At 61.3% G+C, this 19667-nt stretch carries 15 protein-coding genes; 11 read left to right on the top strand and 4 right to left on the bottom strand.

The genetic code is table 11. The annotated features are described in order from the left end of the window. Nucleotides 1–85: 85 nt before the first annotated feature. From rsmB to V5B44_RS23020, 10 genes are all read left to right on the top strand, one after another. Nucleotides 86–1297 (top strand): 16S rRNA (cytosine(967)-C(5))-methyltransferase RsmB, encoded by a 1212-nt coding sequence (gene rsmB / locus V5B44_RS22975; RefSeq protein ID WP_332361369.1) that lies wholly within the window; start codon nt 86–88, stop codon nt 1295–1297. After that, the gene (locus tag V5B44_RS22980) at nt 1257–1898 is read left to right on the top strand and encodes a DUF4390 domain-containing protein (protein ID WP_332361370.1); all 642 of its coding nucleotides are present in this window, start codon (nt 1257–1259) and stop codon (nt 1896–1898) included. The genes rsmB and V5B44_RS22980 overlap by 41 nt, the downstream gene beginning before the upstream one ends. Next, complete coding sequence (locus tag V5B44_RS22985) at nt 1895–4048, top strand: ATP-binding protein (protein WP_332361371.1); 2154 nt, start codon at nt 1895–1897, stop codon at nt 4046–4048. The genes V5B44_RS22980 and V5B44_RS22985 overlap by 4 nt, the downstream gene beginning before the upstream one ends. A 2-nt stretch (nt 4049–4050) precedes the next feature. After that, nucleotides 4051–5313, top strand: a complete 1263-nt coding sequence (locus V5B44_RS22990; RefSeq protein ID WP_332361372.1) for a sigma-54-dependent transcriptional regulator — start codon at nt 4051–4053, stop codon at nt 5311–5313. 44 nt (nt 5314–5357) lie between these two features. After that, nucleotides 5358–6788 (top strand): Trk system potassium transporter TrkA, encoded by a 1431-nt coding sequence (gene trkA, locus V5B44_RS22995; RefSeq protein ID WP_332361373.1) that lies wholly within the window; start codon nt 5358–5360, stop codon nt 6786–6788. A gap of 12 nt (nt 6789–6800) precedes the next feature. After that, the gene (locus V5B44_RS23000) at nt 6801–8255 is read left to right on the top strand and encodes a TrkH family potassium uptake protein (protein ID WP_332361374.1); all 1455 of its coding nucleotides are present in this window, start codon (nt 6801–6803) and stop codon (nt 8253–8255) included. 60 nt (nt 8256–8315) lie between these two features. Next, complete coding sequence (gene hemE, locus V5B44_RS23005; RefSeq protein ID WP_332361375.1) at nt 8316–9392, top strand: uroporphyrinogen decarboxylase; 1077 nt, start codon at nt 8316–8318, stop codon at nt 9390–9392. 318 nt (nt 9393–9710) lie between these two features. Then, complete coding sequence (locus V5B44_RS23010) at nt 9711–11741, top strand: primosomal protein N' (RefSeq protein WP_332361376.1); 2031 nt, start codon at nt 9711–9713, stop codon at nt 11739–11741. Between the two features lie 400 nt (nt 11742–12141). Beyond that, nucleotides 12142–13686 (top strand): Ppx/GppA phosphatase family protein, encoded by a 1545-nt coding sequence (locus V5B44_RS23015; RefSeq protein ID WP_332361377.1) that lies wholly within the window; start codon nt 12142–12144, stop codon nt 13684–13686. After that, complete coding sequence (locus V5B44_RS23020; RefSeq protein WP_332361378.1) at nt 13683–14939, top strand: hypothetical protein; 1257 nt, start codon at nt 13683–13685, stop codon at nt 14937–14939. The genes V5B44_RS23015 and V5B44_RS23020 overlap by 4 nt, the downstream gene beginning before the upstream one ends. 63 nt (nt 14940–15002) lie before the next feature. Here V5B44_RS23020 and V5B44_RS23025 read toward each other — a convergent pair whose 3' ends face one another. The 4 genes from V5B44_RS23025 to V5B44_RS23040 all read right to left on the bottom strand — a co-directional run bounded on the left by V5B44_RS23025 (nt 15003) and on the right by V5B44_RS23040 (nt 18754). After that, nucleotides 15003–16202, bottom strand: a complete 1200-nt coding sequence (locus V5B44_RS23025; RefSeq protein WP_332361379.1) for an MFS transporter — start codon at nt 16200–16202, stop codon at nt 15003–15005. A 76-nt stretch (nt 16203–16278) separates the two neighbouring features. Then, nucleotides 16279–17202: an ROK family protein gene (locus tag V5B44_RS23030; protein ID WP_332361444.1), complete on the bottom strand. Its 924-nt coding sequence runs from the start codon at nt 17200–17202 to the stop codon at nt 16279–16281. A gap of 362 nt (nt 17203–17564) precedes the next feature. Continuing rightward, a complete protein-coding gene (locus tag V5B44_RS23035) occupies nt 17565–17996 on the bottom strand; it encodes a CBS domain-containing protein (RefSeq protein WP_332361380.1) in 432 nt (143 codons plus the stop codon). A gap of 122 nt (nt 17997–18118) precedes the next feature. After that, nucleotides 18119–18754 (bottom strand): c-type cytochrome, encoded by a 636-nt coding sequence (locus V5B44_RS23040; RefSeq protein WP_332361381.1) that lies wholly within the window; start codon nt 18752–18754, stop codon nt 18119–18121. Nucleotides 18755–18877: 123 nt separating this feature from the next. Between V5B44_RS23040 and yihA the strand changes: the two genes are divergently transcribed. Then, nucleotides 18878–19585, top strand: coding sequence for a ribosome biogenesis GTP-binding protein YihA/YsxC (gene yihA, locus V5B44_RS23045; RefSeq protein ID WP_332361382.1), 708 nt, complete (start codon nt 18878–18880; stop codon nt 19583–19585). Nucleotides 19586–19667 lie beyond the last annotated feature (82 nt).

Here is a 19667-nt window from a genome sequence, read left to right on the forward strand (position 1 = left end):
AGCATCGTCCCTCCCGGCGGCTGCCGTTACGCCCTGCCACCTACCACCGGACTCGCTCGCTCTGAGCCTGTTATTGGCTGGACGCGTGATTGCCGAGGTGCGGGCGGGGCGAAGCCTGACGCAGGCACTCACCGGCCTGAGCACGGCGCCCGGCGCTGCCCGCGCGGGGGCTCAGGATGTGGCCTATGGCACTTTGCGCCGTTACGCCTGTGGCGAGTTTGTCCTGCGACGTTTGTTGGAAAGGGCGTTGCCTCACCCGGAAGTGGAGGCTCTCTTGCTTGGCGCCCTCTATCGTCTGCAGACTCGGCCCGAATCGCCCTACATGGTGGTAGATCAGGCGGTGGCGGCCGCCGGCGAACTGGCTGGTGGCGCATTTCGTGGCTTGGTGAATGGCGTGCTGCGCAATTACTTGCGTCAGCGCGAGACTCTGCATCTAGCCATTGCCGATGACGACGAGGCTGCGCACCAACACCCGCACTGGTGGTTGAGTCGCCTTCGTCGTGCCTATCCGGATCGTTGGCAGGAGATTGTCGAGGTGGGCAATTCCCAGCCCCCGATGACCCTGCGCGTGAATCGGCGCCGTATTGTGCTGATTGATTATGTGGCGCGCTTGCAGGACGTTGGCTTGTCAGCCAAGCAGCCGGGAGGCGATGCGCTGATACTGGAAACGCCCGTTGCTGTCGAGTCGTTGCCGGGCTTCGTCGATGGCCTGGTCTCGATCCAGGACGCGGGTGCCCAGCGCGCGGTGCAAATCCTTGATCCGACTGCTGGCCAGCGCGTCCTTGATGCCTGTGCAGCACCCGGCGGAAAGACCTGCCATCTTCTGGAAGCTGCGGATATCGATTTGCTGGCGCTTGATAGCGATGCCAGTCGGACACAGCTGATAATGCAGAACGTGCGGCGGCTTGGCCTTTCGGCTACGGTCACTGTGGCGGATTGCAGAGCCAGTGATGAGTGGTGGGATGGTCTGCCGTTCGACGTCATTCTTGCGGATGTGCCCTGCTCGGCGTCGGGCGTTGTTCGCCGCCATCCGGATGTCAAGTACCTGCGCCGTGAGAGTGACATTCGGCGTTTCGCTCGTTTGCAGACGGAAATTCTCGACGCGCTTTGGCCCCTGTTGAAGCCGGGCGGCAAGCTGCTCTACGCTACGTGCTCGGTTTTCCCGGAAGAGAATGGCGCGCAGATTGATGCCTTCCTCGTTCGCCAACCGGCTGCTCGCCGGTTGGTCGAGGAAAGGCTTCTGCCTCAGGAAGAACATGACGGATTCTTTTATGCTTTGTTGCAGAAATCTGTTTAGCTGCTTTCTTGTCGGTCTGCTGCTGTTACTCGCCTCGCTTGGCGCGCAGGCTGCCGACATTACCGTCCGTAACCCGACCCTTTCACAGGGCGACGACGGCTACACGCTGTCTGCAGACTTCAACATCAATCTCAATGCCCGGCTTGAAGAGGCCATCGCCAGGGGCGTTACCCTGTACTTTGTGGTCGACTTCGAACTGACCCGTTCTCGCTGGTACTGGCTGGACGAACAGGTGGTCAGTCGCAGTCAGACCTATCAGCTTTCATACCACGCGCTGACGCGCCAGTATCGTTTGTCAAGCGGTGCGCTGCATCAGAGTTTCACCTCGCTCGACGATGCACAGCGCATTCTTTCGCGACTGCGGCACTGGCAGGTCCTCGACAAGGGAGCGGTCAAGGCAGATCAGAGTTACCTCGCGGCCGTGCGAATGCGCCTTGATCTGACACAAATGCCGAAGACCTTTCAGGTCAATGCGCTGGCCAACCGGGACTGGAACCTCTCTTCAGAGTGGGCGCGCTGGCTGTTTACCCCAGCCGAATCCGCCTCCTCTGCTGCTGCCGGAATATCGACCTTGACGGTTGCCACTGCTGAAGGCAAATGAAGAGTCTGATCGTTGCCGCTGCGTCGTTTGGCGGCATCCTCCTGTTCCTGCTGGCTTCGGCAAGTGCCAACACGGCGTTGTTTGCCAGCCACTACCCGTGGCTGCTTGGTCTGAATGCGGTCGTTGCCCTCTCGTTGCTGGCGCTGATTGCGTGGCAACTGCATGCTCTGTGGCGAGAACACCGGGCGCAGGTCTTCGGCTCACGCCTCAAGCTGCGCCTGATGTTGATGTTCGGTCTGATGGCGGTACTGCCGGGAGTGCTGATTTATGCCGTCTCGGTGCAGTTTGTCACCAAGAGTATTGAAACCTGGTTTGATGTTCGCGTCGAGAAGGCCCTGGAGGCGGGGCTGAATCTCGGCCGCGGCGCTCTCGATTCACTGCTTGAGGACCTGGCGGCCAAGGGACAGGCGATGGCGCTGGAACTGGGCGAGCGTTCCGAGGCACAGCGCCGACTTGAGCTCAACCGTTTGCGCGAGCAGAACGGGGTGCAATCTGTGGCGCTTTTCTCAACCAGTGGCGAGTTGCTGGCAACGGCCGCCGCCGACCTGACAAGTCGGCTGCCGTCGCAGCCGGCAGCCGAGCAGTTGCGCCGAGCGCGCAGCGAACGCAGATACGCGGTCATTGAAAGCACCGGCGAGAAGGATCTGACCCTGCGCGTTCTGGTGACCGTGATGCCCCAAGGTCTTGGCGCCGAGACTCGCATTCTGCAGCTGGTCGAACCGGTACCGAGTGCCCTCGCACTTAACGCGGACAGTGTTCAAACAGTGTATGCTGATTATCAGGAGCTCTCGCTGGGTCGCGAGGGATTGACCCGGATTTACGCGATGACCCTGACGCTGACCGTGCTGCTCGCCCTGTTTACCGCAATCGCTCTGGCTTTCGTTCTTGCCCGTCGTTTGTCGGCACCGCTGTCGATCCTTGCCGAGGGAACCCAGGCTGTGGCAGCTGGCGACTACACCCCCAAGCAGGCGGTCTACAGTCGCGATGAGCTGGGCATCCTGACCCGATCGTTCAAGCAGATGACCAGTCAGCTTGACGAGGCGCGGCGTGACAACGAGCGTCACCGTGGCGAGCTTGAGGCTGCGCGCGCTTATCTGGAGTCGATCCTGGCCAACCTCTCCGCTGGCGTCCTGGTTTTCGATCGGCGGTTCGTTCTACGAACGGTCAATGAGGGCGCGCTGGCCATCCTCGCGGACGACTTCGCTGGCCTGCTCGGCGAGGAGACCGATGTCTGGCCGCGCCAGCAGGCGCTTGGGCAGGCCATTCGTGAGGCCTTTGCCGAAGACGACAGAATCGAATGGCAGGAACAGATAGAGCTTGATCGTAGCGGTAGCCTGCCGCAGACGCTCCTCCTGCGCGGCACGCAGCTGCCTGCCGGACCCCATGGAGGCTATGTGGTCGTCTTTGACGACGTGACGCGGCTGATCGCCGCCCAGCGCAGTGCCGCCTGGGGTGAAGTCGCACGGCGCTTGGCGCACGAAATCAAGAATCCGCTGACGCCGATCCAGTTGTCTGCCGAGCGATTGCAGATGAAGCTTGCCGATCGCCTGAGCGGCGCCGAAGCGGAGATGCTGACTCGTTCGACGCAGACCATCATTACCCAGGTGCAGGCGATGAAGCGAATGGTCAATGACTTCAGCGACTACGCGCGCATGCCCGCACCCGAACTGGCCGCCGTTGACCTCAACGCACTGGTTCGTGAGGTGCTTGGCCTTTATGAAACCTCCCGGGCCAAGATCGAGCCGAAACTCGCGGCGAAGCTACCGCCCGTCTGGGGCGACAGCACCCAGCTGCGGCAAATCATCCACAATCTGCTGCGCAACGCGGAAGACGCGCAGGAAGCCGTCGACGCTCCGCTAATCCGGATAAGTACGCGCCGTTCAGAGGACATGGCCGAACTGGTGGTGAGCGATCTCGGGCCAGGCTTTCCGCCTGAGATCATTGCACGGGTTTTTGAACCCTATGTCACCACCAAGGTGCGTGGGACCGGTCTTGGCCTGGCGATCGTCAAGAAGATCGTCGACGAACATCACGGCGGCATCAGAATAAACAACCGTCAGCCGGTCGGCGCCGAGGTGAGCATCATGCTGCCGCTGGCTTCCCTGTCGACCCCCAAGCGACGCGTAAGCCAACTTTCTCCCGAGGCCTGAGTATGGCGCAAATACTGATCGTTGATGACGAGATGGGCATTCGAGAACTGCTGTCCGAGATTCTTGCTGACGAAGGTCACTCGGTCTGGCTGGCCGAGAATGCGACAGCGGCGCGCAGGATTCGGACTGACAAGCGGCCCGATCTGGTTCTGCTCGACATCTGGATGCCTGATACGGACGGCATATCCTTGCTCAAGGAGTGGGCAGCGAGCGGACTGTTGACGATGCCGGTGGTGATGATGTCGGGTCACGGCACCATCGACTCAGCGGTTGAAGCGACACGCATCGGTGCCACCGATTTCCTCGAGAAGCCGATTGCGCTGCAAAAGCTGCTGCTCACCGTGAAGAAGGCGCTCAAGCATGAAACCGTACTGGTCAAGAAGCCGCTGACGCTTGATGCCTTCGCGCGCTCGCCGTTACTCAAGGATCTCAAGCGACGTCTCGAACAGGCGGCAGCAAAAACCTCTGTTCTGCTGCTCAAAAGCGCTTCGGGCAGCATCGCAGAAATCTGCGCGCGTACCCTGCAGACGAATCTGACACCGTGGCTGGATCTATCGACCTCGAGCGCGCCCTTGACGCAGGAGATGTTGCAGAACGCCAGTGGCGGCATTGTTTTCATCTCCGATCTGGCGCAGCTGGGCAAACTGCAACAGATGAATCTTGTCTTCGCGCTTGAGCGGCTCGATAGACATAATCTGCAGCTGGTGGCTGCCTCGACTCGTCCAATGGCGGGGCTCGTCGAGGCCGGCTGGGATCCTGTCCTGGTGAACCGGCTTGGTGAGGTCTGGGTGGCGCTGCCGCAGATCTCCGGACATGGCGACGACGTTCCGGAAATCGCCTCCTTGCTGCTCGCTCATCTCGCCGAGCGTGGCGAAGTGCCGTTGAGGCATTTTTCCAGTGGGGCACAGAACGCGCTCCGTCTTCACCGCTGGCACGGCGAGTGGGCGGAGCTGCTAACAACGGTGAAAAATCTTGCCCTCTCGGCGCTGGAGGAGGAGATCAGCGCCGACGACGTCGCGCTGATTCTGCAGAGCGACGGTGGGCAGCTCGGCGCCCCGCTGCCGCTGCCGCCGATGTTCTTTGATCAACCGCTGCGCGAGGCCCGTGAGGCCTTCGAGAGGATGTACTTCGAATACCATCTGGCCGGAGAACGGGGTAGTATGACGCGTTTGGCGGAAAAGACGGGCCTCGAGCGAACACATCTCTATCGGAAGTTGAAGCAACTCGGTCTGAACGTCGGCCGGCGAGGCGATGAACGAGAGTAGCAGGGGGGTTTCGTGCCGGCAGCCGGTCAGGGAGATCAGGGAAAATGCACATCGTCATTCTCGGCGCTGGTCAGGTCGGGGCCAGCGTCGCCGAAAGTCTGGCGTCTGAAAACAACGACATCACGGTGGTCGATAGCGACCAGGATCGCCTGGCGCACTTACAGGATCGCCTCGACGTGCAGACGGTGGTCGGTAATGCGGCCTACCCCTCGGTGCTGGCCAGTGCCGGGCTGGAGAACGCTGACCTGCTGATTGCGGTAACGCAGAGCGATCAGACCAATCTCGTTGCCTGCAAGGTTGCGCGCAGCGTCTTCAACGTCCCGGCGAGGATCGCCCGCTTGCGCGCGCGCGACTTTCTTGACAGCAAGACTCTGCTCGCCCCAGAGAACTTCGCCGTCGACTACGCGTTGTGTCCAGAACAGGTGATCACCGAGTACATCGCGCGTCTGATCGACTTCCCCGAAGCACTGCAGGTCTTGAATTTTGGGGGAGGCCGCTTGGTGCTGGTTGCCGTTCGCGCCTACGCCGGAGGGCTGCTGGTCGGCAGTCCGATCAAGGAAATGCGCAACCATCTGCCGCCAGAGATCGATGGCCGAATCGCTGCCATCTATCGCCGCGACGGAGCCATGACGCCGACCGGCGAGACGACCATCGAAGACGGCGACGAAGTGTTCCTGCTGGCAGCCGAGGAACACATTCGGGCTGTGATGCGCGAGTTGCGACGCTCGGTCGAACCCGTCCGGCGGGTCATGATCGCCGGTGGGGGCAATATCGGCCTGCGCGTCGCCCAGGCACTTGAGGGTAAGTGCGAGGTCAAGCTCATTGAAGTCAGTCGGCGCCGCGCCGAGTTCGTTGCTACGACCGTCAAGTCGGTGCTGGTGCTCTGCGGCGATGCCACCGATGAGGAGTTGTTGCAGCAGGAAGCGATCGACGCGATGGACCTCTTCCTCGCGCTGACCAACGATGACGAAGACAATATCATGGGCGCCTCGCTGGCCAAACGCATGGGTTGCAAACGGGTGGTGGCGCTAATCAACCGCCGCGCCTACGCCGAACTCGTCCAGGGTGGGCCGATCGACATCGCGCTCTCGCCGGCGCAGGTGTCGATCGGCACCCTGCTGACTTACGTCCGCCACGGCGATGTGGCGCAGGTTCACAGTCTGCGCCGGGGAGCAGCCGAAGCGCTCGAGATCGTCGCCCATGGCGACCAGAAGACCTCGAAAGTCGTTGGACGACGAATCGGCGAACTGCCGGAGATCGCTGGCGCATTCATCGCTGCGATCGTTCGCGATCTCGACAAGAGCCGGGATATCGGCTTCCTCGGTCTGACCAAGCAGAAGAAGAAGGGGCAGGTGCTGATCGCCCACAAGGACGTCTTGGTGGAGACGGATGACCACGTAATCGTTTTCTGTCTCGACAAGAAGGTGGTCAAGCAGGTGGAGAAACTCTTCGCGGTCGGCTTCCATTTCTTCTGAGGGGGCGCCACCATGCAACGCTACTACCCGGTGATCCGGGTTCTCTCGCTGGTGATTGTCATCTTTGGCCTGACGATGCTGGTGCCGTTGCTTCTGTCGTGGGCCATGCACGACGGCGCCGAGAGCGCTTTCGACGAAGCCTTCCTGCTCACGGTTGGCACCGGCCTGGGGCTGTGGTATGCGACGCGCAAGGAGAAGCGCGATCTGACGATTCGCGACGGTTTCCTCATGGTCGCCCTGGTGTGGACAGTGCTGCCGGTGTACGCCGCCCTTCCTCTGATAATACAACTCGACGCCAGTTTTACCGATGCCTATTTTGAAGCCGTTTCCGGGCTGACAACGACCGGGGCGACGGTCTTCGAGGGGCTTGATGGGTATCCGGTCTCGATCAACTTCTGGCGCTGCCAGCTTGTCTGGCTGGGTGGCATGGGCTTGATCGTTCTCGCTGTGGCGATCCTCCCCTTGCTTGGCATCGGTGGCCGTCAGATGTTCAAGGCGGAGACGCCGGGGCCGATGAAGGACTCGAAAATGACCCCGCGCATAGCCGAAACGGCAAAGGGGCTGTGGGTGGTCTATACATTGATATCGGTCTGCTGTGTTCTTGGCTACGGCTGGGCCGGAATGACCTGGCTCGATGCGATCATGCACATGTTCAGTACCATGGGGCTTGGCGGCTTTTCCAGCCACGACGCGAGCTTTGGATTTTTCGATTCGCCTGCGATCGAAGCAGTCAGTATTGTCTTCATGCTGATTGCCGGCTGCAACTTTGCGACCCACTATGTGGTCCTTTCCGGTCGATCGCTGCGCCCGTACGCCTCGGATCCGGAAGCCGGGTGGTTCCTGCTGGTGACCCTTGGCAGTGTGATCGGCATCGCCATTTTTCTCGATGTGCACGAGTTTTATCCGACATTTTTGGAGGCGCTACGTTATTCGGCGTTCAACGTCGTCTCGATCGCAACGACCACGGGTTATGCCAACACCGACTACGCCCTGTGGCCATTCTTTGCGCCGTTGTGGATGTTGTTCCTGTCGAGCTTTGCGACCAGCGCCGGGTCGACGGGTGGCGGCATCAAGATGATCCGCGCCATCGTCCTTTACAAGCAGGTTTATCGGGAGCTGACGCGCGCCATGCACCCGAGCGCCGTGCATCCGATCAAGATCGGGGGGGCGGTGGTACCTTCCAATATTCTCTTCGCAGTGCTTGCCTTCGGCTTCATCTACATGGTGTGCATCGTTTCGATGACACTGGCTCTTTCACTTTCGGGGCTCGAAATCATCAGTGCATTCTCGGCAGTGGTTGCCAGCATCAACAATACCGGACCGGGTTTGGGCCAGGTCGGACCGGCGACGAACTTCGGTGTACTCACCGACTTTCAGACCTGGGTATGCACCTTCGCCATGCTTCTAGGTCGGCTGGAGATCTTTACCTTGTTGGTTGTCCTGACGCCGGCTTTCTGGCGCAAGTAGGGGCTAAAGGCGGATAATCTTCCTTTTCCGGCGCCTCTCCTTTTTCTGGCGGAATTTGACGTGACCCGACCCAGCAACGACAGTCTTCTGCGCGCCCTGCTCAGGGAGCCTACCGACCAGACACCTATCTGGCTGATGCGGCAGGCCGGCAGGTATCTGCCCGAGTACTGCGAAACCCGCCGGCGTGCCGGCAGCTTTCTGCAGTTGTGCAGGAACCCTGCTCTGGCCTGTGAGGTGACACTACAACCGCTTGCCCGCTATGACCTGGATGCCGCAATTCTTTTTTCCGATATTCTCACCGTGCCTGATGCCATGGGGCTAGGGCTCTACTTCACCGATGGCGAAGGGCCCCGCTTTGAACGTCCGCTGCGCGAGGAATGGGCAATTCGCGACCTCAGCGCACCGGATCCCTGGGATCATCTGCGCTACGTGATGGATGCAGTGTCTGAAATCAGGCGGGCGTTGAACAACTCGGTGCCACTGATCGGTTTTGCCGGCAGTCCATATACCCTGGCTTGCTACATGGTCGAAGGCGCTTCCAGCAGCGATTACCGCCACATCAAGCGGATGCTCTACGAGCGCCCCGATCTGCTGCATCGTATTCTTTCAGTTACCGCCGATGCGGTGAGCAGTTATCTCAATGCCCAGATCGACTGCGGCGCACAGGCTGTCATGATCTTTGACTCTTGGGGCGGCTCGCTCTCTGCGGCAGCCTACCATGAGTTCTCGTTGCCCTACCTGCGACGTATCGTTGCCAGTTTGATTCGAGAGAGGGATGGGGAACGGGTACCGTCCATCGTGTTTACCAAAGGCGGTGGCCTGTGGCTGGAATCGATCGCGGAGACCGGATGCGATGCCATCGGTGTGGATTGGACGATTGACATCGGCGCGGCGCGTCGGCGAGTTGGTCACCTGGTCGCCTTGCAGGGCAATCTTGATCCAGGGGTGCTCTTCGCCTCGCCGGGTCGGGTGGCCGCCGAGGCCAGGACGGTCGTGGACAGCTACGGCTTTGACAACACCGGCCATGTGTTCAATCTAGGTCACGGGATTTCGCAGTTTACGCCACCGGAGAACGTCACCGCGCTGGTCGATGCCGTCCATGAACACAGCCGGAAGTCGCAAAAAAAAATGCATTGAATACCCCTGCCCCGTTGACTTATTCACAGAAATTGGGTTACCCGTTTGCGCCGACCAGAGGCTCTGACTAGAATCAGCTAACTATTTATAAGCCTATGATTTATAGAGGATTATAAATCGCTTATTTTTTGGGCAGATGCCTCCAAACCCTTGCGGTATGAGCTTTCCAGCGACTTGTTGATAGGCTCATCCACAGAGTTATCCACAGGCGCGGTGAATGCAAAAAAAGCGCTGATAACTGAACACCTTAACCGCTATTACCAGAAGTGGCGCGAGCTTCCGGCGGTAAGTGATATCACTATTCCCCCGCATTCAACGATGCCAGACCACTCCTTGCTGCTGCAAATCGTCCGCGTAGCGCTTGATGTGCCGTTGCGCCACCTGTTTGATTACCGCCTTCCTGACCACGAGCAGTTATCGACGGCAGACATTGGCTATCGGGTCTGTGTTCCCTTCGGTCAACGCCAGAAGGTCGGTATCATCGTCGAATTGGCAGCAGCCAGCGAACTGCCGCTCGCACAGCTCAAACCAGTTACTGCGGTTCTGCGCGATGTGCCTCGCCTGCCGGCCGCCTGGTTTCACCTGACTGAATTCTGTGCAGCCTATTATCATGCACCGCTTGGCCAGGTCATGCTTTCGACGTTACCCACGGGGTTGCGCTCGCTTGCACCGGTCAAGGCTCGGGCGCGCCGGCAGGCGATTCCGCAGACCTTGGCGCAGCAAGCTCCGGCGCTGACGCTCGAACAGGAAGCCGCGCTGAGGGCAATGGCAGAAGGCGCCGGCGGCTTCTGTGCCTATCTGCTGCACGGTGTTACCGGTAGCGGCAAGACCGAAGTCTACCTTCGTCTGATCGAGCGTACGCTGGCTGCCGGGCAGCAATCGTTGCTCCTGGTGCCGGAAATCAACCTGACGCCGCAACTTGAAGCCCGTCTCACGGCGCGCTTTCCGAATGCCGGCCTGGTCAGCCTGCATAGCGAGTTGGGGGACGCAGCGCGTGGCCGCAACTGGCGGGCTGCTTTGACCGGTGGGGCACGGATCGTTCTTGGCACTCGCCTGGCAGTTTTTGTCCCCTTGCCCGAACTGGGCCTGATCGTGGTTGATGAAGAACATGATTCGTCGTTCAAGCAGCAGGACGGGATTCGCTACTCGGCACGCGACCTTGCCGTCTTCCGTGCGCGCGACAGTCACATCCCGATTGTCCTTGGCTCGGCAACACCTTCGCTGGAGAGTTGGGCCAATGCCACCGGCACTGATGGAGGTGGACGCTACCGCTTGCTTTCGCTGCAGCAGCGAGCGGTAGAAGGTGCGCGCCTGCCGCTGGTCCGAACCATAGATACGCGCGTCGACAAGCCGGAGGAAGGACTCTCCAGGGCCTTGCTGGTGGCCATCGAGGAACGTCTGGAGCGGGCCGAGCAGAGTCTCGTCTTCCTCAACCGGCGCGGCTATGCGCCGGTACTGGCCTGTCCTGCCTGCGGTTGGACGTCACACTGTCATCGTTGCGCTGCCAATCTGGTTCTCCACCTCGCTGACCACTGCCTGCGCTGCCACCATTGCGGCTTCGAGGCGCGGGTACCAATGCACTGCCCTACCTGTGGTAACCAGGACATCAGCGCTTTTGGTCGCGGTACCCAACGTATCGAGGCAGCGCTAACGGAGCGCTTCCCAGAGGCGCGCATCCTCCGCGTCGACCGGGACTCGGCGAGCAGCCGCCGGCAATGGGAAGCACTGGTAGCAAGAATAGAGGGCGGCGAGGCGGACATTCTCGTCGGGACTCAGATGCTGGCCAAAGGCCATGATTTTCCCAAACTTACTTTGGTCGGTGCGATTGCTCCTGACGCGGCATTGTTCGCTGCCGACTGGCGCGCGCCCGAGCGTCTTTTCGCCCAGCTGATGCAGGTTGCCGGCCGCGCTGGGCGAGCCGAGAGGCCAGGTGAGATGCTGCTGCAGACCCAATTTCCCGACCATCCGCTCTACGACGCTGTGGTTCGACATGATTACCAGGCCTTCGCGGCGGCACAGCTCAGGGAAAGGCAGCAGGCCGGTTTCCCGCCCTACACCTATCAGGCCATGTTGCGTGCGGAGGCGCCCCGAATGACCGATGCTTTGTGCTTTCTTGCTGCTGCGCGCGGCTGTCCATTGCCCAAGGAGGAACCTCTGGTGACCTTCTACGACCCGGTACCGATGCGTCTGTCCCGCAGAGCCAGCCTGGAACGTGGCCAGCTACTTGTCGAGTCGTCGTCACGGCGTACATTGCAGCGCTTTCTTGGCCACTGGGTCACCCAGCTCGACGCCATCAAGTCGCCCTCGCGACTGCGTTGGCATCTGGAAGTCGACCCCTTCGAGTTCTGATCCCAACCGCGGGTGAATTGTCCTTCCAACCCGCTGCCATCGCCGAGTACTCGCATTCTGGCGGTTTACAACAGAGTGCTTCAGGACGGGTCGACGCCAGGATTGACTGGGGCACCCAGCGCTAGGATACTTCCGCCGTAGCTGCTTTTCCCTTGCCACGTGAAGCATCGCACAGCGTTTGGCAACCATAGCAGCTATCGTTTGTGTCGCCAGGAGAAACGGGGCCTGGCACCGCCTGCATGCAGCGCGGAATGGTACCGGCAAAGAAGCGCGGACCTGGCTTCTGGCGCGGCGGTAAGCGCGGCGCGCTGCGGTCTGGCCATGGAACGTGAGGCCGGTTTCCGGCTCGCAGCCGCGAGGCGGGCCGCGTTCTTTCCCTATCATTTTGAGGAGTCCTGTTGTGCCTTCCGAGTTTGTGGCAGCGATTGACCTGGGTTCGAATAGTTTTCACATGATTGTCGCGCGCATTGCGAACGGGCATGTTCAGATTCTCGACCGATTGCGCGAGATGGTCCAACTGGCCGCAGGACTGGATGGCCGAAACCGGCTTTCGCCCGCTTCGCAACAGCGGGCGCTTGATTGTCTGGCTCGTTTTGGCCAGAGGTTGCGGCACATCCCGCCGGCCCGACTGCGTATCGTCGGCACCAATACTCTGCGCCAGGCACGAAACAGTGCAGAGTTCGTCGCCCGAGCCGAGCAGCTCCTTGGCCATCGGGTGGAGATCGTCAGCGGACAGGAAGAAGCCCGCCTGATTTACCTTGGTGTCGCCCATAGCGTCGGTGACGTCGCCGGGCAGCGGCTGGTGATCGATATTGGTGGTGGCAGTACCGAACTGATCGTCGGGGAACAGTTTGATCCTTTGCACTTGGCGAGCCTGCGGATGGGTTGCGTCAGCCTGAGCCGTTCCTGTTTCGCCGACGGTCGGGTGACGGCGGGGCGCTTGCGCGAGGCGGAGTTGCTGGTGCAGCTCAACCTTGAACCGTTCCGTGAAGAGTATCTGGCGCGCGGTTGGGAGGTGACCACCGGAGCTTCCGGATCGATCAAGGCCATCCAGGGGGTCCTCAACAGCGAGGGCTGGAGTCGCGAGGGAATCTCGCTCGAAGGATTGCGGCGGTTGCGGGCGGCTTTGCTCGAGGTGCGAGATACCGCGGCCTTGGCCAGCCGTTGGCAGCTGGATCTTGCCCGCGCCCGCGTCTTCGTTGGCGGCTTCGTCGTCCTGCATGGCTTGTGCGAGGCGCTCGGCATCGAGCAGATGGAGGTATCCGAAGGGGCCCTGCGCGAAGGGCTGATCTATGATCTTCTCGGTCGCATCCGCCACGAGGATGTACGTGATCGGACCATCGCGGATGTCACGCGCCGCTTCGGTCTCGACGAGGCCCAGGCCGCGCGGGTAAGCGCTTCGGCGCTTGATCTGCTGCGACAGGTGAGAGCGAAATGGGGATTGACGGGAAAGGAGTCACGCGACGTCCTCGAACGAGCTGCCCGCTTGCACGAGATCGGCCTGCTGCTGACCCATGACCAGTATCACCGACACGGGGCGTATGTCCTGCAACACTCTGATCTGCCGGGCTACTCGCGCGATGATCAGCAGCTGCTCGCGGCTCTGGTCAGGCGACATCGGCGGTCGTTTCCTGATGATGCGTTTGCCGAGTTGCCAAAGGACAGTGTGCGGACGGCTCGCCGTCTCTGCGCACTCCTCCGCCTGGCGGTGGTACTGCATCGTAGCCGCAGCAACGAACCACTGCCGGCGATCAGCCTGCGTGTCGATGGGCAGCGGATGCACCTGGTTTTTCCTTCGGGTTGGCTGACGGCGCACCCGTTGACTCGCGCAGACCTCCAGATGGAAGCACGGCTGCTCCGAAAAGCAGGTTTTGACCTGCGGCTTGGCAGTGGTGCTGCCGGCATCGAGCCAACGCCGGCAGCAGGAGGCGCCCCCCAATCGTGACCGTGCGCCGTATGCTGTTCCGGGCGGCGGTGACGACGGCGCTGCTGTTCTTGCCGCTCCTGCTCGCAGCGACCCTGTTTTTCTCCGCGCTCGATCAGGTGCCGCTGGTCAGCCGTGGCGAGACCATTTCGCAATCGTCGATTGCCGAGGCCAAACGCCTGTTGGCAAGCAACGACCCACGTCATCTCCAAAAGGGGGATGAGCGGACAGCCGTCATTCCCGCGGCGTTGCTTGATGCCGCCATAAACCATCTGGCAAGCCGTAGTCTGGGCGCCCGCGGCGCCTTCTTCCTTGCCGACGATACCGCTGAAGTGCGCCTGACTGTCCGCATTCCCGGCGTGCCTGGACCCCGCTACCTGAATCTGCGCACGGCTTTCGAGGCGGTTGCGGGTGAGCCGCGGGTTGTCAAGGCCTCGATTTCCTCCCTGCCGATTCCGGCCGGGCTCGCCGAATGGCTTATCGCCTCGGCGATCAGAAGCGCCGGCTTTGCCGACGACTGGAAAGTGGCGAGGCAGGCCATCCGTCACCTGGTGTTCGAGCCGGATCAGGGCAACGTGGAGGTCCGCTACACCTGGCAGCCGGACCTTCTTGAACAGGCGCGGAGGCTCGCCTTTACACCGCAAGAGATCGTTCGCATCGAGGCTGCCCAAAGAGCGTTGGCACGTCTTCTTGATCCCTACGCCCACCGCGCCAACGTTCCGGTGAGCAAGGTTCTGACGCCGCTGATGGCATGCTGTGGTGACCCCACCCCACAGGAGGGCCGCGCGGCGCTGCTGGTGCTGGCGACCTATCTGACCGGAAGCAACCTCGCCGTCGTGTTGCCGGAATCAGCAAAGTGGCCTCGTCCACGGCGAGTGAAGCTGACCCTGTTCGGGCGTCACGACAGTGCTCAGCACTTTATCGTTTCAGCTGCCCTGGCGGCCTGGGCTGGCGAGCCCGCGGCAAATGCAGTCGGCCTGTTCAAGGAGATCCAGGATTCCCGAGGCGGTAGCGGTTTCTCCTTTGCGGATCTGGCGGCAGATCGTGCCGGCACACGCTTTGGCGAACTGGTTGCCAGCGGCTCGCCGCACCTCGAGAACGCTCTCCGCAGAACACTGACCGACGCCGACCTGGCGCCCTCGCTGGATGGGCTGCCCGAGCCTTTGGCTGCAGCCGACTTTGAACAGCGCTTTGGCGCTGGTGACAACGCCGCCTATCGGCAGGTGACGACAGAGATCGAGCGCCGTTTGGCAGCTTTGCCGCTGTACCGCTGAGCGTCGGTTGCGGGCTCCCGCGCGGCTTTCGCAAAGCGGGCACCACCCGATTTCCCTCCCCAATCAACGTGCTCGGTGGCTCGAGAGGCAGAACCAGGCGTAAGCGATGACCTGTGTGGCAAGCAAGGCAAGGAACGTGTAGCGGTGGGCCGTTGCCATACTGTGCCCCAGCGTTTGCAGCACGTCGATCAGCAGACCGATGCCCCATTGCACGCCAAAGGCACCAACAAAAACCATCAGGTTCAGCGCCGTGTTGACCCGGCCGGAGAGCGCGACGGAAAAGCCGGCGGCCGCCTGCGGATAGGCCAGGGTTCCAAAGCTTGAAAAGGTGCCGTAAGCGACCCACAGCAGATGGGTTTGTGGCAGGGCCTCGGTGGCGATCAAGGCGAGCGTCAGCAAGGAAAGGCCTAGCCCACCACCGAGCAGCATGCCGGGTCTGATACCGCGGCGGGCCAGTCCGGTGGCCAGCAGCCCGATGAGCATGTAGGCCGCCAGCATCGCGATGCTCATCCCGGCCATGTGCTCTGCCGCCCTGGCGCGAGTATAGCCATTGACCTGCATGAGCCAGGATATCGACCACAGGCTTTGCACTGCCATGAATCCGCCGGTGAGCATCAATCCCATTGGCGCAAAGCGCCAGAAGTGCGCACTGCCGAAGATCGCCCTGACGCCGGAGAACTGAGCGGCCAGCGGTGCCGGCTGACCGCCGTCCCTGTGCTCGGGGACGCTGAAGAACAGCCAGAAGGCGACAGCCAGGGTCAGTCCGGCCAAGGCGAAGAAGATCTCCCGCCAGCCGGCGAGTTGCAGGGCTGCTTCGAGCGGGGCCGTGGCAGCCAGCGCTCCGAGGCCACCCGAGGTCATGATCCAGCCGGTTAGCGAAGCCTGCCGCTCGGCCGGAAACCACAGTGAAAAGGCCTTGAAGGCAGCCATCAGGCATGCCGAAACACCCAGTCCGATGAGCGCACGGCCGACCGCCAGTTCAGCGATCCCCTGACCAAGGGCGAAGACGGCCGCGCCGACGGCTGCGATCAACAGCAGCCCGGATTCGACGCGTCGAGCCCCGAAGCGGTCGAGCAACATGCCGAGCGGCAGTTGGGCAGCAGCGAAGGAGAGAAAGTAGGCACTGGTCAGCAGGCCAAGGCCAGCTGCGCCCAGGGCCAGCTCGGCGCTGAGTACCGGTCCAATGACGGCATTCGCCGTTCGATAGAGGTAGGAGAGGAAATAGGCGCCGGCGAAGGGCAGGAAGAGTTTCAGCCACAGCATGGTTTGTATGGTGCTCCTTCGCCCCGTTCTGCCCGGCCATTGACTCGCTTGGTCGATTCCCGTCCGGTGAGCGCAATCAACCGCTGGCAAAGCTAGCGTTGTAATGCGCATCCCAGAGCCAGGCGGCGCCACGCACGCCGGACGAGTCGCCGTGTTGGTTACGCAGCAGTCGAGTATCGACGTGATCAGAGAAGACATGTGTTGCCAACAGCTCCGGCACCGTGAGGTACAGCCGTTCGATGTTGGAGAGGCCGCCACCGAGGACGATCACGTCAGGGTCGAGAATATTGACCACCAGGGCCAACGCTCTTGCCAGGCGTCCTTCATAGCGGCGGAGGCTCGCCTCGCAGACACTATCGCCCGCACCGGCTCGGGCAGCTATTTCCTCCGCAGTGATTGACTCGCCGCCATGACGCTGGTGGTCGCCACAAAGCCCGGGACCGGAGAGCCAGGTTTCGACACAACCGAAGCGCCCACAGTAACATTGCGGCGGTGTCTGGTCTTCGTCTTCCAGCAACGGCAGTGGATTGTGGCCCCATTCGCCGGCAATTCGATTGGCGCCAGCCAGTGCGCGCTGAGCAACGACGATGCCACCACCAACGCCGGTACCGAGAATGACCCCGAAGACAACTTCCGCACCGCGCCCGGCGCCGTCAATGGCCTCCGAGAGGGCAAAGCAGTTGGCATCGTTGGCCAGGCGAATCTGGCGTTGCAACAGCTCCTCGAGGTCATGCCGCAAAGCATTGCCAATAAGCCAGGTCGAGTTTGCGTTCTTAATTCTGCCATTCAGGGAAGACTCGGCACCGGGTATGCCAATACCAACGCTGCCCGGCTGCCCAAGCTCCCGCTCGGCCGCTCCAACCAGTTCGGCGACGGCCTTGACAGTCGCTTCGTAGTCGCCTTGCGGCGTCGGCCGACGGCGGCGAAGCAATACCCGACCCGATCCGTCGAGAGCGACAAGTTCTATCTTGGTACCGCCAAGGTCTATCCCGATTCGCATCGCCATGTTCGCTTCCAGCATGGTATCGGTCCGCAAGGGAGGGATCACTCAAGGCCCTCTGAGCGACATCTGGGCGCAGCAGCCAAATGCCCTGGAGTAGGCAAGGGTTCTCCTCCCGCCACGAGGGCGGCCCTGTGTCTCTCATTGCCGGCGTCGGCGAACAGCAAGGCCGTGACCGGGTTTGAGTCCTGAAGCGCTTTGGCGGCGCGTCCCAGGCATGCACCCCGCCGGGCTGCTACCGGACCAGCCGCCAGGAAAAGCGGGCGGCAGGCGCGAGCATCGAACAAACGAGAGCCACTTACAGTGGGCCGGGACGCTCCTGGTGGCTTGCACCAGGGCATCCAGAGACGATTCTGTGAATCTCAGCCGGTGATGTACTTTTCCATTTGCTCAATGATGAACTGCTGCGCGCAGATCGTCTCCTTGACCACGTCACCGATCGAAACGATACCGACGACTTTTCCTCCCTCGTCGAGTATCGGCAGGTGGCGGAAGTGCTTTTCGGTCATGATTGCCATGCACTCGTCAACCGTCTGCTCGGGGGTCACATAGAGCACCTTGTCGGTCATGATTTCGCAAACCCGGGTGTCCTTTGACGCCTTGCCGCGCAGAATTACCTTCCGCGCGTAATCGCGCTCGGAGAAAATGCCCACGAGTCGTTCCCCTTCAAGAACCAGGACCGCACCGACGTTGGCATCGGACATCACCTGGAGAGCATGAAAAACGGGGTCGTCCGGGGAGACGGTGGCGAGTGGTCCGCTCTTGCTGGCAAGGATTTGCCTGAGTGTCTTCATGATGCGTCCTTTCTGGTCAGGAACTCACCAACATGCTAGAGCGTCTGCCGCTTCTTGCCAAGGGGTAACAGGGCCGGGCCGATACGAGGATCAACGACCGGCGCCGGTCGTCCGAAAGAGGTCTAGCGCAGACCTGCAGCGTATTCGGCGACAGCGTTGATTTGTTGATCGGAAAGCTTGCCGGCAATCTGCCGCATCACTTTTTCCGAATCGTTGGCCCGTTCGTGACTCCTGAAGGTCCTCAACTGGCTGGCCGTGTACTCCGCATACTGCCCTGCCAGCCGTGGGTATTGCACGGGCAGACCGGCGCCGGCGGGACCGTGGCAACCGGCACACGCCGGGACGCCCTTGTCGAAGTCACCCTTGCGCCAAAGGGTCTTTCCTTCGGCGAGCAGTTTTTCCTCCTTGGCGACCGACGGCTTCATCTTCTGCCGAGAAAAATAAACCGACAGGCTCTTCATGTCTTCGTCTGACAGCGCCGCCACCATGCCGCCCATGATCGCGTTGTTGCGTACCGCCGGTTTGCCGTCGACGGCCTTGAAATTGCTGAGCTGCTTGTACAGGTATTCGGGGATCTGGCCGGCGATGATGGGATTCGCTGACGTCGGGCTGTTGCCGTCGGCAGCATGACAGGCAACGCAGACGCCCTCGGCAATTTCCTTGGCCTTTGCCAGGTCAACCTTTGCTTTCGCCTGTTCTGCTGTGAAGGCGGGGAAACTGGCGGCCAGGAGAACCGCGAGTGCCGTTGTACGAATCATGTCCAAACTCCCATTGACAACAATGACTGATCTCAGGCCGGAGAAGTGAAGCAACAAAGCTGATATTCTATATCAGTTTGCCGGCCGCGTGCCTGTCCTCTCCACCTACTCTCAGGTTCTGCCATGCCCCTTTTCCAGCAGGCGGCTTTTCATACTACGGTTGCCCACTTGCGTGATTTGCCGACCGACGCGCAATGTGAAGTCGCGTTTGCCGGACGCTCGAACTCCGGCAAGTCGTCGGCGATCAATACGCTGGCCAACCACACGCGTCTGGCTTTTGTCTCCAAGACGCCTGGGCGAACCCAGCATCTAAACTACTTTCGGCTCGCCGCGGGCAAGTACTTCGTCGACCTGCCGGGCTATGGTTTTGCCAAGGCGCCCGAGGAGATCCGCGCGCAATGGGAAGGTCTGCTGGCACCTTACCTGCGCTACCGTGAGGCGCTACATGGCCTGGTCCTGATCATGGATAGCCGTCATCCGCTCACCGAGCTCGATCTTCAGATGCTCGGCTGGTTTGCGCCGACAGGTAAGCCGATTCACGTGCTGTTGTCCAAGGCCGACAAGCTCACTCGTCAGGAACAGGTGCTCTCACTGCGTCAGGTTCAGGCAGTACTGAAGGACGTTGGCGGGAATTGCACCTGTCAACTGTTTTCAAGCTTGAAGAAGTCCGGAGTTGGCGAGGCAGAGGCAGTTCTGAGCCGCTGGCTCGGCCTGGAAATCAGCGATGAGGCGCCGCCGATCGGCCTGCCGAGCGAGAGAACGGCCCGCCAGAAGAAGCGAAGCGCTATTGGCTGGAGTGCCCGTCATGGGGGGGACGTCGACAAGCACTAAAAAAAAGCCCCCGGCAAAGGGGGGGCCGGGGGCGAGACATGCCTTACAGGAATAAGGCACCCGCTCAGGGAGGTGAAGCGGG

It is taken from the genome of Candidatus Accumulibacter necessarius (assembly GCF_036625085.1).

Excerpts from the sequence above, each read along its gene's own strand:
- V5B44_RS23030 (WP_332361444.1), bottom strand. The coding sequence starts at position 17,202 with ATGCGAATCGGGATAGACCTTGGCGGTACCAAGATAGAACTTGTCGCT.
- V5B44_RS22990 (WP_332361372.1), top strand. The coding sequence starts at position 4,051 with ATGGCGCAAATACTGATCGTTGATGACGAGATGGGCATTCGAGAACTG.
- yihA (WP_332361382.1), top strand. The coding sequence starts at position 18,878 with ATGCCCCTTTTCCAGCAGGCGGCTTTTCATACTACGGTTGCCCACTTG.
- V5B44_RS23035 (WP_332361380.1), bottom strand. The coding sequence starts at position 17,996 with ATGAAGACACTCAGGCAAATCCTTGCCAGCAAGAGCGGACCACTCGCC.
- V5B44_RS23000 (WP_332361374.1), top strand. The coding sequence starts at position 6,801 with ATGCAACGCTACTACCCGGTGATCCGGGTTCTCTCGCTGGTGATTGTC.
- V5B44_RS22980 (WP_332361370.1), top strand. The coding sequence starts at position 1,257 with ATGACGGATTCTTTTATGCTTTGTTGCAGAAATCTGTTTAGCTGCTTT.
- V5B44_RS23010 (WP_332361376.1), top strand. The coding sequence starts at position 9,711 with ATGCCAGACCACTCCTTGCTGCTGCAAATCGTCCGCGTAGCGCTTGAT.
- V5B44_RS23040 (WP_332361381.1), bottom strand. The coding sequence starts at position 18,754 with ATGATTCGTACAACGGCACTCGCGGTTCTCCTGGCCGCCAGTTTCCCC.
- V5B44_RS23025 (WP_332361379.1), bottom strand. The coding sequence starts at position 16,202 with ATGCTGTGGCTGAAACTCTTCCTGCCCTTCGCCGGCGCCTATTTCCTC.
- V5B44_RS22985 (WP_332361371.1), top strand. The coding sequence starts at position 1,895 with ATGAAGAGTCTGATCGTTGCCGCTGCGTCGTTTGGCGGCATCCTCCTG.
- trkA (WP_332361373.1), top strand. The coding sequence starts at position 5,358 with ATGCACATCGTCATTCTCGGCGCTGGTCAGGTCGGGGCCAGCGTCGCC.